Origin of the sequence: Selenomonas sp. CM52, from assembly GCF_000292955.1 — a bacterium.
Taxonomy (GTDB): domain Bacteria; phylum Bacillota; class Negativicutes; order Selenomonadales; family Selenomonadaceae; genus Selenomonas.
Genome location: NZ_ALNM01000012.1, coordinates 21,877 through 36,193, shown reverse-complemented (window position 1 = coordinate 36,193; position 14,317 = coordinate 21,877). Strand labels below are relative to the sequence as shown.

General features: G+C 54.9%; 12 protein-coding genes and 2 CRISPR repeat arrays. Of the genes, 6 read left to right on the top strand and 6 right to left on the bottom strand.

Annotated elements, in window-relative coordinates; translation table 11 throughout:
- Positions 1 to 4: 4 nt before the first annotated feature.
- From HMPREF1153_RS02130 to HMPREF1153_RS02105, 6 genes are all read right to left on the bottom strand, one after another.
- Positions 5 to 964 carry an AAA family ATPase gene (locus HMPREF1153_RS02130; RefSeq protein ID WP_037369517.1) on the bottom strand — a complete coding sequence of 320 codons (960 nt, stop codon included), beginning with the start codon at positions 962 to 964 and terminating at the stop codon, positions 5 to 7.
- Positions 965 to 1,140: 176 nt separating this feature from the next.
- Positions 1,141 to 2,028, bottom strand: coding sequence for an Rpn family recombination-promoting nuclease/putative transposase (locus HMPREF1153_RS02125; protein ID WP_009645338.1), 888 nt, complete (start codon positions 2,026 to 2,028; stop codon positions 1,141 to 1,143).
- 366 nt (positions 2,029 to 2,394) lie between these two features.
- Positions 2,395 to 2,714: direct repeats of the CRISPR family, unit length 36 nt; unit sequence ATTGCATGCAATCCATACCGCTTGCGGTATTGAAAC.
- A 237-nt stretch (positions 2,715 to 2,951) separates the two neighbouring features.
- Positions 2,952 to 3,314 (bottom strand): hypothetical protein, encoded by a 363-nt coding sequence (locus tag HMPREF1153_RS02120; RefSeq protein WP_009645317.1) that lies wholly within the window; start codon positions 3,312 to 3,314, stop codon positions 2,952 to 2,954.
- 11 nt (positions 3,315 to 3,325) lie between these two features.
- Complete coding sequence (locus HMPREF1153_RS02115) at positions 3,326 to 5,131, bottom strand: TM1812 family CRISPR-associated protein (RefSeq protein ID WP_009645372.1); 1,806 nt, start codon at positions 5,129 to 5,131, stop codon at positions 3,326 to 3,328.
- A 476-nt stretch (positions 5,132 to 5,607) separates the two neighbouring features.
- Positions 5,608 to 5,925: direct repeats of the CRISPR family, unit length 26 nt; unit sequence ATCCATACCGCTTGCGGTATTGAAAC.
- A 194-nt stretch (positions 5,926 to 6,119) separates the two neighbouring features.
- The gene (locus tag HMPREF1153_RS02110) at positions 6,120 to 6,578 is read right to left on the bottom strand and encodes an Hsp20/alpha crystallin family protein (RefSeq protein ID WP_009645361.1); all 459 of its coding nucleotides are present in this window, start codon (positions 6,576 to 6,578) and stop codon (positions 6,120 to 6,122) included.
- A 163-nt stretch (positions 6,579 to 6,741) separates the two neighbouring features.
- A complete protein-coding gene (locus HMPREF1153_RS02105; RefSeq protein ID WP_009645312.1) occupies positions 6,742 to 7,125 on the bottom strand; it encodes a VOC family protein in 384 nt (127 codons plus the stop codon).
- Between the two features lie 304 nt (positions 7,126 to 7,429).
- On the opposite strand from HMPREF1153_RS02105, the gene pflB reads away from it, so the two are divergent.
- The 6 genes from pflB to deoC all read left to right on the top strand — a co-directional run bounded on the left by pflB (position 7,430) and on the right by deoC (position 14,201).
- Positions 7,430 to 9,682 carry a formate C-acetyltransferase gene (gene pflB / locus HMPREF1153_RS02100; protein WP_009645281.1) on the top strand — a complete coding sequence of 751 codons (2,253 nt, stop codon included), beginning with the start codon at positions 7,430 to 7,432 and terminating at the stop codon, positions 9,680 to 9,682.
- Positions 9,669 to 10,430: a pyruvate formate-lyase-activating protein gene (pflA, locus tag HMPREF1153_RS02095; RefSeq protein ID WP_037369514.1), complete on the top strand. Its 762-nt coding sequence runs from the start codon at positions 9,669 to 9,671 to the stop codon at positions 10,428 to 10,430. Before pflB ends, pflA begins: the two co-directional genes overlap by 14 nt.
- Before the next feature lie 342 nt (positions 10,431 to 10,772).
- Positions 10,773 to 11,840 (top strand): hypothetical protein, encoded by a 1,068-nt coding sequence (locus HMPREF1153_RS02090; RefSeq protein WP_006192544.1) that lies wholly within the window; start codon positions 10,773 to 10,775, stop codon positions 11,838 to 11,840.
- A 19-nt stretch (positions 11,841 to 11,859) separates the two neighbouring features.
- The gene (locus HMPREF1153_RS02085; RefSeq protein WP_009645377.1) at positions 11,860 to 12,741 is read left to right on the top strand and encodes a hypothetical protein; all 882 of its coding nucleotides are present in this window, start codon (positions 11,860 to 11,862) and stop codon (positions 12,739 to 12,741) included.
- Positions 12,742 to 12,787: 46 nt separating this feature from the next.
- Positions 12,788 to 13,339 (top strand): hypothetical protein, encoded by a 552-nt coding sequence (locus HMPREF1153_RS02080; protein WP_009645286.1) that lies wholly within the window; start codon positions 12,788 to 12,790, stop codon positions 13,337 to 13,339.
- Positions 13,340 to 13,556: 217 nt separating this feature from the next.
- The gene (gene deoC, locus HMPREF1153_RS02075; protein WP_009645383.1) at positions 13,557 to 14,201 is read left to right on the top strand and encodes a deoxyribose-phosphate aldolase; all 645 of its coding nucleotides are present in this window, start codon (positions 13,557 to 13,559) and stop codon (positions 14,199 to 14,201) included.
- The last annotated feature ends 116 nt before the right edge of the window (positions 14,202 to 14,317 follow it).

Genomic DNA, 14,317 nt, shown 5'->3' with positions numbered 1-14,317 from the left:
TGTCTCACGCCTCCCTATAGGAATAGACAGTTTTTCTTTCCTGCAATAGATGACCAATTTGTTTTGCAGTAAAAGGCTGATCCGTTAGAATGGAGGTTTTTATGGCATCGTCACAGATTTTGACAATCTCCGCATGGTTGAGACCATCAGCAGCTTTTAAGAGTGGCTTTGTTATTTTGAAATGCTTGTCGTAACTGATAAGTTTGTATTCCAAGAGACGACGGATTTCGTTTTCTGTCGGCAGGGTGTAATGGAGTACATCGTCAAAGCGGCGGAACAGTGCCTGATCTAATAGCCGTTGATTGTTCGTTGCGGCAATGATGATGCTTTCGGAAACATCCTGATCAATGAACTGAAGGAACGAGTTGAGGATTCGACGCATTTCACCAACTTCATTATCAAGGCTTCTGTCTGCTCCGATGGCGTCAAATTCATCAAAAAAATATACGCCGGTCAGTGAATTGATACTATCGAAGATGTGACGCAGCTTTACACTGGTTTCTCCCATAAACTTTGTGACGAGCTTATCCATTTGCACAGTATAGAGAGGAAGAGACAACTTCGATGCAATGACAGCTGCTGTAAAGGTCTTGCCTGTACCAGGTTGTCCTTCGATTAAGATTTTGCGTCGGTTCGTCAATCCGTAGGAGTGAAGTTTGTAACGGTTGCGGTACTCGTTCAGGATGCGCTGGATTTTTTCGGTGATCTCATCGGAAACGATCAGCTCGGATATATCATGTTTTGGGAGCGATAACAACAGCATGGGATTCTGCGGCGTGAGCTGAACAACGCTTGCGACACTCTTGCCGAGCTTGTCGATTTGTGACTTTAAGTCACGTGCAACGCCATCGTGTCCCAATCTCGCTTCATGAGCTGCAATTTGTAATACAATCGTTTTAAATCTATCGTCATTGCGAGCTATATATGCTTTTACAAGATTTTTTACCTGATCGGCAGTTGCCATGGAAATCACCACCCTTTAAACCAGCATGATTTATTGTATATCATACTAGTTTTTCCAATCAAATCAATCATTGTTTGAAAGAGGCTGTGCCTGCGTCTTTGACGCAGCACAACCTTTTTCTCATGCCTTGATCGGGGCATAAGGTCACGCCCCTTGCTCATACGACATCCTTCACTTCATCCCTTGATCAGCATCGCATATTTGGCGCGCTCATCGTCAGGAATCTGCAGCACGTCCATTGCTTTTTCCACGGAGAAGTCCATGCTTTGCATCACGTTGCGGATGGCTGTAATCGTCGTTTCAAGCACACCTTGCGACAGGCCTTGCGATAAACCTTGCGACAAGCCTTCTGCTCTCGCCTCTTCAGCGCGAATCTCTAAGGCGCGTTCCTGATTCCAAGCAAAATTCAGCATATCGAAAACCTCCTCCTCCTGCTTCTGACGGAAATAATCTTCCAGATAATTATGCGCGATACAGTATCGCGTGGCTTCGCTTATTGCGACTTCGAGCGCATTTCCGCTCTTGACACTTTCTCGCACCTTGGCGACGAAAACGCTGTAGCTTCTGAGCGCATGGCTTTTTTCTAGTATCGGACGATTCCGCTTATCATTGATATTGAGAACCTTGACTGCAAGCTCTATATCTCCCTGGCACCCTTCAAAAGCATCCGACAAGCGCAACACCCACATATCTGGCATTTCCGCCTCACCATTATAGAATACATAAAACTTCGGTGCAGGCAAGGGGATCAATCTTTTCCGATAGACCGCATCGGCATCCACATAGCGACGATAGATTTCTGCCAGATACATGAGCATTCTCAATGGCATGTTCGCATTGATCGTGCTTTGATGCTCGGTCAGGAGAACATGTTGACTGCCGACGATGAAACCTACGTCATTCTTGATGCCTGAAAAAAGCGTTTCATTGATCGTGGCGAGCGTTATATCGCTGGCTGTCGTTTTAATGCCAAGAAGCGCCTCATAGATTTCCGGCAGTCTGTCTGCGTTGTTGAAGATGTCGCGAAAAAGAGAATCCCTGTATGCGCGCTGCGGTTTCCTCATCGAACTGCCCCCTTTATCATATTATACTATAAGCCGCGCCATCCGGACAAGGAGTGCTGGTGGTTTCGGTTGCATCATCCTGCGCATCGAAGCGCTCTCACCGCCCTCATGCATACGGTTGACAGCGGACATATTTCCATGCTATACTTTGTTACAGTGAAGGAAGAGATTCTCGGGGAAAATGCCATGAGTTTTAGATTTTTCCCGTGGACAAAAGTTTCCTTGATATTACAGGGTTTGCGGACGTTTTCAGCCGATTTTGGCGACAAAAAAATCCCGCGGGGTTGCGGCGATTTGCCAAAAAGAGCGCTCCGTTTAGAAAACCCGCTTCTGGGTTCAGCTGTCCCAAGGGCTGTGAGGGACGGTATTGCATGCAATCCATACCGCTTGCGGTATTGAAACCAAACAAATAATTTGATATGCTCCCCATTGCGAAATTGCATGCAATCCATACCGCTTGCGGTATTGAAACAATCAAGTTGGTTACAAAACTCTTGCCCGTTAAATTGCATGCAATCCATACCGCTTGCGGTATTGAAACAAATCAACCCAGTAATCTGGGTGATCCTGAAGGATTATTGCATGCAATCCATACCGCTTGCGGTATTGAAACTGTCATACCGTCCCCCGTATGTTTGTTGATAAATTCCATTGCATGCAATCCATACCGCTTGCGGTATTGAAAAAGGACAGATTCGTGCAGAATCCCTAAGAGGATGAAAAGAAGCCCTGCGGCAGAGCCGCAGGGCTTCTTTTGTCGGTATATGTATGCAGTTTTCCTAGCAGTGTATATGTCTTTCGAGCAGCAGCAGCGCTTCCTCGAAAGGCGGCCTCAGATCTTGTGCCCCGCCGGGCTTGCTGTATCCTTCTTCCTCCATGACGTTCCTCATGGCCGGCCTCGCGGCAAAGACTCGTCCGGACGCTCACCGATACTCGCGAAACCGCGTGAAGACGAAGCGGCTGATCTTGCGTGCCGAACCGTCTTCCGCCTGCTCCTCGATCGCCTCCCTGCGGCTCGTTGCCGCAAGGACAGTTACGCCCGCCGCACGCAGGAGGTTCACGAGATGGTAGACGTAGGTGAATTCGCCCTGACACAATACGGCGCAAGGCTTCTCCGCCAAGATCTTCGCGGCATTCTCCACAGCGATCTTCGCGACGCGCTCCTCGTCCCAATCCGCCCCGATGTCGGGAAACGGCAGATCCTCGATCTCGCCCCAGGCGTGCGCCGCCTCTTTCTGCGCCGTCGGCCACTTCTCCGAGGCATGGTTCGTATGGTTGATGAACATGCAGCTTCCTCCTATGCGTTTCTAAGCCTTTCGATGTAGGCGGCGATGAAATTTTCCAGCGATTCATTTCCCTGTGCAGCATCTTTGACGGCATGATTGGAATAATTGCGCTCGTCGCGTATTTGGAAATATCCGCGCAAGAATTCTATCGCTTCATCCACAGGCTTCGTCGTATGCATCACCTCTGCACCGTGCTTGCCCGCAAGCATCTCGCGATACTGCTTCTCTCGCTTTTTCCACTTCTTCTGCCGCGACGCTGCAAAGTCGCTTTGTGTAAAGAACTGCGCGTCATACTTTTCCGCTTCTTCCAGGGAAATGGAGAAAAGGTCAAATAACACATCCTCTGATAGGCTTTTCAATCGCAGCGGAAGAGCTTCATAAGGAAGCGGCGCTTTCCCTGACTTCGGCAAAATGCGGAGAGCCTTTTTCAGCATCGGATATTTTCCATCGAAATCGCGAATGCACAATCGTATGTTTTGCCGCAGATCAAACGTGCGCCGCTTCTCGTAATCCTTCTCATACTCCGTGAAAAAGGCGATTAGCTTGGGCTGCATCTCCTCCGGCAGATCATTGATCCGCCTCTTGTCCTTTTGCTCTAGGATATAGTGCACCATCTGCAACAGATCACCCAGAGGAAAGACGCCCGGCACGTTCTTCGTTCCCTTTTTTTTCTCTGATCCGTAGATATTGATGAAATGCTGCTGCCACCCTTGGAAAGCGGATGCCCCCTTCCTGCGGCAGTGACGGATGACTAGAAGATCCTCCGTATAGCAGATTTTCTTCTCCACCAAGATCGCCGGAATCCACTCCGTGCAAAGTGTCATTGCTTGCTGCAGGAACTTCTTCTGCACGCACCACGCGATGATGTCGAGGCGACGATCTGATTTCTCGCCCGACGCATTCTTGATGACAGAGCCGTATTCTCCCTCGATGACGCCGAGGATGTGCGAGAACATCTCCTCTTCGATGGAAGCGGGTTTCGACTGGCGAAAGGCGCGAATCTTCTCGGCGAGATCGGTCATCTCGTCTTCGATGACGCTCGTGCGGCAGATGCGTATGGCGTCGGAAAAGCGCCGCATGGCGGCAAAGAGCGTGGAAAAATCCTCGCTGTGACGCGGACTGCGGCTGAAATACTCCTCCAGAGCCTGTACACTGCCGTACTTCTGGAACTCGTCCGCACCCGCGACGAGGTCGAACATGCGGCGAATACCATCCGTCAGATGAACGCGGCTCTCCCCGCCCCGAACAAGATCCGAATATACGACATGCCCCATGCGGATGCCCATGTACTTCGACAACTGCATGACGACGAGCAGCATCATCGCCGCATAGCGAAAGCCGCCCGTCATATCGGCATGAAGGACGAGCTCTGCCTCAGGCTCTTCTTCGTGCACGCGCTCGGCAAAGGTGCGAACACGCTCCGCGATGCCCGCAATGCTGCGCATCGAATCCTCGATGCCCATTTTCGAATATTCGCTGTCCTCGAACACCTGCGCGAGCTCCGGGTACTTCCTCGCGCTCTGCGCCTTCAAAAGCTCCACGGCAGACATTGACTCAGAACCGTATTTCTCCATCAGTGCCAGCCAATCTGCCGAATTCCGCGTCACCTTCTCGCGCGCTTGATCTGTCTCGATCAGAATGATCTTCGCCAAGCCGCCCTCTGCCCGCAGCAGAGACTGCAGCTGACAAACGGCGGCCTCGTTCGTCTGCATGCACGAAAATATCTCGTTCCCATCGACGCTCCGATATTCGACGTTCGTCGGATTATTCGCCAACTGACTCACGAAAGCCACCATCACATGAACCTGTTTCGTCATCGAATCCTTCCCCCAAAAAGCCACTCGCAAATGTATTTCCAGCAGTCTGTCTGCGTTGTTGAAGATGTCGCGCAAAAGAGAGTCCCCGTATGCATGCTGCGGTTTCTTCATAGAACGGCTCACTTTGTCATATTATACTATAAGCCGTGCCATCCGGACAAGGAGTGCTGGTGGCTTCGGCTGCATCATCCTGCGCATCGAAGCACTCTCACCGCCCTCATGTACACGGTTGACAGCGGACATATTTCTATGCTATACTTTGTTACAGTGAAGGGAAGGATTTCGGGGAAAATGCCATGAGTTTTAGATTTTTCCCGTGGACAAAAGTTTCCTTGATATTACAGGGTTTGCGGACGTTTTCAGCCGATTTTGGCGACAAAAAAATCCCGCGAGGTTGCGGCGATCTGTTCAAAAGGGCGCTCCGTTTAGAAAACCCGCTTCTGGGTTCAGCTGTCCCAAGGGCTGTGAGGGACGGTATTGCATGCGATCCATACCGCTTGCGGTATTGAAACGTCATTGCGACTACCGATAGGCCCGACTTGTACGAATTGCATGCGATCCATACCGCTTGCGGTATTGAAACTGGAATATCACGTTCCTTACAACGGGACTTCGTAATTGCATGCGATCCATACCGCTTGCGGTATTGAAACTGTATTGGGTCGTGTCCGACTTAATTCCCTTCACCATTGCATGCAATCCATACCGCTTGCGGTATTGAAACTCGACCGTTGTGACGTTGTAGTGTGCATCGTACTATTGCATGCAATCCATACCGCTTGCGGTGTTAAAACAAAGGGGCTGTCGCACATAAATCATGTGCGGCAGCTTTTTTCATGCATAAAAAAGCCTCCGCCCTAGCAAAAGGGCGGAGGCGGGTGTAAAAAAAGAGGGGCTATTGCATAAGTCGAATTCGACTCATGCAACAGCCCCTTACGCTAAACCTTCAGGACATACGTTCAGCCACTAACCGAATCAGATCTCCGCGTCAGTGGATCTCAATCTGCTTGCGTTGAGGCTCGCCCGCTGTTTTTGGCAGCTTCACCTGCAGTACACCGTCCTTGAACTCCGCGTGGATATTCGCTTCGTCGATGCCGTCGATGTAGAACGAGCGGCTGACCTCGCCCGTGTGACGCTCACGGCGGATGTAATTGCCCGCCTCATCCTTCTCGTCCTTCGACTCGTCGTGCGAGGCGGCAACGGTCAGATAGCCGTTTTCATAGTGCAGAGCGACGTCTTCCTTCTTCATGCCCGGCAGATCGGCAGTCAGTTCGTAATGATCGTCCATCTCCTTGACGTCCACCTTGAAGGCGGCAGCGCCCCAATTCGCGGTGGGAAAGCCGTCGCGGAAGAAAGAATCGCGCATCGCGTCGAAGAGTGCGAACGGATTCGCGCTGCTGCGCTCCGCGAGATCATGACGTCCGGCAAAAGGTACCAGTCCAAACATAACAATCAACTCCTTGAAATTCATGCGGCGGCACGGCTCTCTATGCCGTCGTTCATTGTTTGCATTACCGAAGGTGTTCTTTGCTCACCTTCTGATTCTTATTATATACATAAAAGTCAAAAAGTCAATAGGTCAAAAAGAAAAAGTTTAATTTTTTTGCCGCTCATCCTTGTGGATACACGCTGACTTCCACGAGATTGCCGTCGGGGTCGCGCAGATAGATGCTGTCGATGCGCCCCCGCGCTCCCGTGCGCTCGACGATGCCGAGTTCGATGGGGGCGCCCTTCGCCTCAAACTCGCGCTGGATGTCCTCGATCGAGCCGTCAGCAATCAGACAGAGGTCAAGACTGCCGCAGGTCGGATGCTTTGCGGCAGGTTGAAACTCGCCCTTTTGCACATGGATGTTGAACTTCGCATTGCCGAAATGCAGCGCATGGCGGCCGTCCCTTTCGCGATGTTCCATGCCGAGCACGCCTTCGTAGAAGGCAAGGCATTGTGCGAGATCCTGCGTCGTGATGACGATGTGGTCGATGTGCTTGATGGTCATTCGAGACTCTCCTTTCGAGCAGATAGATTATTCATATTTATTCTACCATAGGTTTCTGACAAATGGAATATCTATCATCCTGCATTTGCCATAATGATTCAGTCTTGGAAAGTCCACTAATATCCTGTATCTCCGAGAGTCCCATGAAGCTCTTTTGTATCCAGAGGCATAAGCATAATTTATGCAACTGTGTATAAAATGTATTTGCGAGAAAATTCCCGTTATAGTATGCTTAAAATGTAGGATGTAACACGGACATGCGGCTGCCGCAGGAAAGCGGGCAGCGCAGACGGGAGGTTTTCCAATGACCAAGGCAGAGTGGCAGGGATTCAACGGTGGACTTTGGCAGGAGGAGATCAATGTTCGCGACTTCGTGCAGAGGAACTACACGCCCTATGACGGCGCAGAAGATTTCCTCGCCGCGCCGACGGAGGCGACAAACCGCCTCTGGCAGAAGCTGCAGGAGCTGCAGCGTGCCGAGCGCCGGAAGGGCGGCGTGCTCGACATGGATACGGACATCGTTTCGGGACTGACCTCGCACGGTGCGGGATATATCGACGAATCGCTCAAAGATCTGGAACGAATCGTCGGCCTGCAGACGGACAAGCCCTTGAAGCGTGCCTTCATGCCCTACGGCGGCATCAAGATGGCGGAAGAGTCGTGCAGGAACTACGGATACGAGCCGAGCGAGCGTCTGCACGAAATCTTCACGAAGTACCACAAGACGCACAACCAGGCAGTCTTCGACGCCTACACGCCGGAGATTCGCCGCGCGCGCCACAGCCACATCATCACGGGACTGCCCGACACCTATGGCCGCGGGCGCATCGTCGGCGACTATCGCCGCGTCGCGCTCTACGGCATCGACCGCCTCATCGGGGCGAAGAAGGCCGACCATGCGGAAATCGGTTCGGACGGCGTCATGTCCGACGACGTCATCCGCCTGCGCGAGGAAGTGGCTGAGCAGATCCGTGCGCTCGGCGGCATGAAGGAGATGGCGGCGATCTACGGCTTTGACATCTCGCGTCCTGCGCGGACGGCACAGGAGGCCGTACAGTGGCTCTACTTCGGCTACCTCGCCGCCATCAAGACGCAGAACGGCGCGGCGATGAGCGTCGGGCGCATCTCGACCTTCCTCGACATCTACATCGAGCGCGACATGAAGGAAGGCAGGCTCACGGAAGCTGAAGCGCAGGAGCTGATCGACCACCTCGTCATGAAGTTCCGCATGGTGAAGTTCGCGCGCATCACGAGCTACAACGAGCTGTTCTCGGGCGATCCCGTCTGGGCGACCCTCGAAGTCGCGGGCATCGGCATGGACGGGCGCTCCATGGTCACGAAGAACGATTTCCGCTTCCTGCACACGCTTGAAAATATGGGTCCTGCGCCCGAGCCGAACCTCACGGTGCTCTACTCCGAGGCTCTGCCTGAATCATTCAAGCGCTATGCGGCGAAGATCTCCATCGACACGAGTTCCATCCAGTACGAGAACGACGACGTGATGAAGCCCGCGTGGGGTGACGACTATTCGATCTGCTGCTGCGTCTCCGCCACGCAGACGGGCAAGGAAATGCAGTTCTTCGGCGCGCGCGCCAACCTCGCGAAGTGCCTGCTCTACGCCATCAACGGCGGCATCGACGAGAAGACGGGCGAGCAGATCGCGCCGGCTTTCGCGCCCGTGCGCGCGGACGTGCTTGACTACGACGATGTGCTGGCGAAGTTCAGCCGCATGATGGAATGGCTCGCTTCCGTCTATGTGAACGCGCTGAACCTCATCCAGTACATGCACGACAAATATTATTACGAAGCGGCGGAAATGGCGCTCATCGACACCGATGTACGCCGCACCTTCGCGACGGGCATCGCGGGCTTCTCGCACGTCGTCGACTCGCTCTCCGCCATCAAGTATGCGCGCGTGCGTCCCGTCTACAGCGAGCGCGGCTACGTCGTCGACTACGAGGTCGAGGGCGACTTCCCGCGCTACGGCAACGACGACGATCGCGCCGACGACATCGCGCGCTGGCTCCTCAAAACCTTCATCGAGAAGGTTCGCGCCCGCCACACCTACCGCAATTCCGAGCCGACGACCTCGATCCTCACGATCACCTCGAACGTCGTCTACGGCAAGTACACGGGCGCCATGCCCGACGGAAGGAAGGCATGGACGCCGCTCGCGCCCGGCGCAAATCCGAGCTACGGTGCGGAAAAGTCGGGGCTGCTCGCCTCCTTGAACTCCGTCACGAAGCTGCCCTACGAATGGGCGCTCGACGGCATCTCCAACACGCAGAGCATGACGCCCGAATCGCTCGGACACACGGAAGAGGAGCGCATCGATCAGCTCGTGCGCGTGCTCGACGGCTACTTCACGCAGGGAGCGCACCATCTCAACGTCAACGTCTTCGGCCGCGCGAAACTGCTCGACGCCGTCGACCACCCCGAGAAGGAAGAATATCAGAACTTCACGATCCGCGTCTCGGGCTACGCCGTGAAGTTCATCAGCCTCACGCGCGAGCAGCAGATGGACGTCATCGCACGCACCTTCCATGAGGCCATGTGACGGCGTGCCGCTCGGCCGCATCTGCTCCGTCGAGAGCTTTGGCTCGGTCGACGGCCCCGGCCTTCGCTACATCGTCTTTCTCGCGGGCTGCCGCCTGCGCTGCCTCTACTGCCACAACCCCGAGACATGGGGCGCTGCGGGGGCGGAGGAGAAGAGCGCCGAAGCCGTGCTCGCCGCCGCGCTGCGCTTTCGCCCCTATTGGAAGGGCGGCGGCGGCATCACCGTCTCGGGCGGCGAGCCGCTCGTGCAGGCGGACTTCGTCGCGGGACTTTTCCGCCTCGCAAAAGAGGCGGGCGTCTCCACCTGCCTTGACACGGCGGGCGAACCCTTCTCACGCACGGACGACGCCGTCCTTCGCGCCGTCGCCGCAAGCGACCTCGTGCTGCTCGACATCAAGCACATCGATCCCGAGAAGCACGAAGCGCTCACGGGCAGGCGAAACGAGAATATCCTAGACTTCGCACGCTATCTGGCCAAAGAAAAGAAGCCTGTATGGCTGCGCCACGTCCTCGTGCCCGGCCTTACGGACGACGCGCTTTCGCTCAACCGCCTCGCACGCTTCGCCCGAAGCCTCGGCAATATCGAGCGCTTCGAGGTTCTGCCCTATCATGCCATGGCGCGAGCGAAGTATGAAAAACTCCATATCCCCTATCCGCTGCCCGAGACGCGCGAGCCGCGTACCGATGACATCCGACGCGCCGAAGAATTCCTCGGCGTCGCCGACTATCAGGGCTGGCGAAAGAAGTAGGCGCTCCCTGCCGCCGCAGCTTTTCGCTGCTGCGGCAGGGAGTTTTGCTTGCAGCGAATCCCCCGTTTTGGCATTTTTAATAATTTACCATGAACGTCCAAGAAGTCAAGCCGTAGGCGCAGACTGATTGGCTCTTTCATGTAAGGGCGGCGCACTTTTGTCCACAAAGTGGACGTTTGTGCGTGTAGTTTATATAGTTCTCTTTTCGTATTCTTATCTATATTTTACCTGTTTTTTTAAATTTTCTGCAGATTGTACGAAAGGATTTTATGCTATCTTTGTAGAAAAGATATAAAAAAACTAGGATTCGTCAAGGTTTAACAAAGAAAGGGGAAGAAGAGCATGAAGACATCTTGGAAGAAACTCCTCACGGTCGTAAGCACGGCGCTCCTTTGCGGCGCGCTCCTCACGGGCTGCGGTGGTTCAGGGGGCTCAGGCGGCTCCGACGGCTCGGGCGGCGGCATGCTCGGCAGCAAGAGCCTCGGCCCTGACGCGCCGAAGGAAGTCGTCGCCCAGCTCAAGCTTGGCGACAAGGACGTGCCGCTCTACGAGTACAAGGGTGCGGCGCTCCCCGAGAAGCTTCAAGGCTTCCATTCCAACCTCGCCGTGACGAAGAACGCCATATACGGCATCAGTTTCGTCGCCGCAAGCAAGGAATTCCATCTGCAGAAAATGAACCTCGAGAATGGCGCCATCACCTCGGTGGAAGATCTCGGCAATGTAGAAAATGAGCCGATCACTTCAGATGGCACAAACATCTATTTCATAACCAAGAAGGACGACAACATCGGCGTCTATGACGGCAACGCCGTATCGAACTTTAGCAATAAGGACGCGGCCGTCATACGCGCCATTTTCGGCGAGAAGACCGCCTATACGAGCGGCACTTTTGTATCAAACAGCGGCATCATGGCCGGCACGATCTCCAAGGACGGCACGAAAGACATGAAGTCCGTGCTCCCGAAAGATGAGTTTGCCAAACTCCAAGATGCCAAGGATGCAAGTGCAGAAAAAAATTCGTTCCTCGCCTGCGCAGATAAAGACGGCTTCTACATCACGACGCTCGCCACGCATGGCGGGGACAGCGGAAAGTGGACCAAGCCTCTGCACATGTACGGACCGGACGGCAAGAAGATCCGCACCTTCGAGTGCAACGAAGGGATCCCCGACTCGGCGGAAAAGCGCAAGATTTCCGAGCGTCAATCCATCGCGACGAAGGACTACGTCGTGTTCTACGATAGAGGCTTCCTGCGCGTATTCAACAAGAAGGACGGCAAGTATGTCGGCGACGTCGAGCTGAAGATCGACGGCAAAAACATTGAGCCCGCTGGTGCCGCAGTCGATGATGAGAACCACATCTACTTCATTGATCACGAGACGGACGCGAACATCTACCGCATCGACCTCTGATAACGAAGGGGGCGCTTCCGTGTCAGCAAAAAAATTCGCTTGGGAAAGAGCGCGGACGCTCGTGTCCGTCCTCTGCCTCCTGCTCATTACAGTCTTCATGACAGGATGCTTCAAGGGCGAGGCGAACCTCACGATCCGCGCCGACGGCTCCGCCGCCTTGAAGACGCGGCTTCTCGGCACGGATTTCCTCAAGGAGGCGATCATCGAAGCGACGAATGAGATGAAGAAGAAAGACTCTGCCGCTGTCGTCAAAGAAATCAGCGAAGGCGACAAGACGGGTTTCGAGAGCACTTCGGAATACCCCGACATGAAGACGCTCGCCGAAAAGGGCGGCGACCTCTTCACGCGCCGTGACGGCAAGGCGGCGGGCATCCAGCAAAAGAAGACGTGGTTCTACGACGCCTACGCACTCGATCTCTACGCAGGCCCTAGTGAAACAGGAAATGATGCCGATGGCGACGATCCTGCGGCTGCCGCCATGATGAAGGGCTTCCTCGATCAGATCCATTACGAGTTCTGCCTGACGCTTCCTGGAGCACCCGAAAAGCACAATGCGGACCGCACGGAAGACGGCGGAAAGACGCTGCGCTGGGATCTCGCTCCGACGCTCACTGCAGGCGGCGACAAGCACATCCAAGCGGAATTCCGTCTGTGGAACAAGCCGCACATCATGCTGACCGCTGCAGTCGCCATCGTCTCCCTCGCGCTCGCCGTCCTCTTCTTCATCCTCAGGCAGAAGAGTGATGCGGGAGAGCGCGGCAAGAAGCTGATCCTCGCCACCGTCTTCGCCGTCCTCGCGCTCGCCGTCTTCGCCTTCTCCGCATGGCAGCTGACAACGGCTTCTGGATTTACCGCAGAGGATTCGATCTCGCCCGCATACGTCAAGGACGCGGCGAAGTAGGCAGCGCCATCGAGCCGATCTGCGGCAATAAGAAAGGAGCTTCCCTATGAAAATCAGAGCATTCTTTTTCACGCTGCTCCTCGCATTCCTCCTTATTCCCGCCGTAGGCGGTGCAGCCGGACTCTCGTATGAGGAGATGGAGCTCGGCGGCATCCGTCTCGGCGATACGAGAGAGGAGGTCGAGGCCGTCTACGGCGAAGGCGATCATATCGCGGACGGCGTGACGGAGTGGGGCGGCACGACCGTCCACATCTTCGCTTGTGACTACGGCGATTCCCTCGTCGTGCAGTACCGCGATGAAGGTGACGCCTGCCGCGTCATCAGCGTGCATCTCGGCGTGAACGACGTGAACAAGTACAGCCAAAGGCCGTCCGATGAGGCTAAGATGATCGAGACGCCGAGCGGCATCCATCTGGACAGCACGATTGAGGACTTGGAAGCTGTCTACGGCTATATCCCCAAGCCCGAATGCGGGCATACCGCACCGCCCGTCTGCGGCTATTTCTACGACAGCGCAGACGCCGTGCTCGCCTTCTACATCTGCCGGGAGTACAGCCCCGGCATCCGTTCGATCTGGCTGCACGAGAAGTGGACATGAGATAGGGTATTCCTTTATGCAAAACCAATCGGTCTGCGCCTTTTGGCTTGACCTCTTGGGGTTTCATGGTAAGCTACACGCACAAACGTCCACTTTGTGGACATTGTGCGCCGCCCTTACAGAAACCTAGCCAATCGGTCTGCGCCTTTTGGCTTGACCTCTTGGGGTTTCATGGTACACTCTAGATGTGGGAGATTTTGTATAGAGAGGAAAGCTTATGGAGTTGGCAAAGTATATTGACCATACACTGCTTAAGACGGATGCGCAAAGGGCGGATGTGACGAAGCTCATCGAGGAGGCGAAGGCGTATCATTTCGCTTCGGTCTGTGTGAGTCCGATCTGGGTATCGTACGTGTCCGAGGCGCTTCGGGATACAGGTGTAAAAACGTGCACGGTCATCGGCTTTCCGCAGGGGGCGACGCCGTCCGCAGTCAAGGCGTTCGAGACGAAGCAGGCGGTCGCGGACGGCGCGGACGAGGTGGACATGGTCATCGCAGTCGGCAGGCTCAAGGATGGCGACGACGCCTATGTGAAGGCGGACATCGAGGCCGTCGTCCGGGCGGCTAGAGGGAAGGCGCTGACGAAGGTCATCATCGAGACGTGCCTACTGACCGACGAGGAGAAGCGCCGCGCGTGCCTTCTCGCGAAGGAGGCGGGAGCGGACTTCGTCAAGACGTCGACGGGATTTGCCGCAGGCGGCGCGACGGCAGCTGACGTGAGACTCATGCGCGAGAGCGTGGGCGAGGCGATGGGCGTCAAGGCGGCGGGGGGCATCCGAAGCCGTGCAGACGCCGAAGCGATGCTCGCCGCCGGAGCGACGCGCCTCGGCACGTCGAGCGGCGTGAAGATCGTCGAGGGATAAGAAAAGAGACGAGGCAGAGGTCTGCCGTTGTCAGGCAGGCATGCATTGCCGCCTTTCGCTAGAGTAAAAAACAGCCCTGCGGTGCGAGCCGCAGGGCTGTTTTTTTCCGTAGGAAG

Coding starts and splice junctions, on each gene's coding strand:
- HMPREF1153_RS02130 (WP_037369517.1), bottom strand. CDS start 964: ATGGCAACTGCCGATCAGGTAAAAAATCTTGTAAAAGCATATATAGCT.
- HMPREF1153_RS02125 (WP_009645338.1), bottom strand. CDS start 2,028: ATGAGGAAACCGCAGCGCGCATACAGGGATTCTCTTTTTCGCGACATC.
- HMPREF1153_RS02120 (WP_009645317.1), bottom strand. CDS start 3,314: ATGTTCATCAACCATACGAACCATGCCTCGGAGAAGTGGCCGACGGCG.
- HMPREF1153_RS02115 (WP_009645372.1), bottom strand. CDS start 5,131: ATGACGAAACAGGTTCATGTGATGGTGGCTTTCGTGAGTCAGTTGGCG.
- HMPREF1153_RS02110 (WP_009645361.1), bottom strand. CDS start 6,578: ATGTTTGGACTGGTACCTTTTGCCGGACGTCATGATCTCGCGGAGCGC.
- HMPREF1153_RS02105 (WP_009645312.1), bottom strand. CDS start 7,125: ATGACCATCAAGCACATCGACCACATCGTCATCACGACGCAGGATCTC.
- pflB (WP_009645281.1), top strand. CDS start 7,430: ATGACCAAGGCAGAGTGGCAGGGATTCAACGGTGGACTTTGGCAGGAG.
- pflA (WP_037369514.1), top strand. CDS start 9,669: ATGAGGCCATGTGACGGCGTGCCGCTCGGCCGCATCTGCTCCGTCGAG.
- HMPREF1153_RS02090 (WP_006192544.1), top strand. CDS start 10,773: ATGAAGACATCTTGGAAGAAACTCCTCACGGTCGTAAGCACGGCGCTC.
- HMPREF1153_RS02080 (WP_009645286.1), top strand. CDS start 12,788: ATGAAAATCAGAGCATTCTTTTTCACGCTGCTCCTCGCATTCCTCCTT.
- deoC (WP_009645383.1), top strand. CDS start 13,557: ATGGAGTTGGCAAAGTATATTGACCATACACTGCTTAAGACGGATGCG.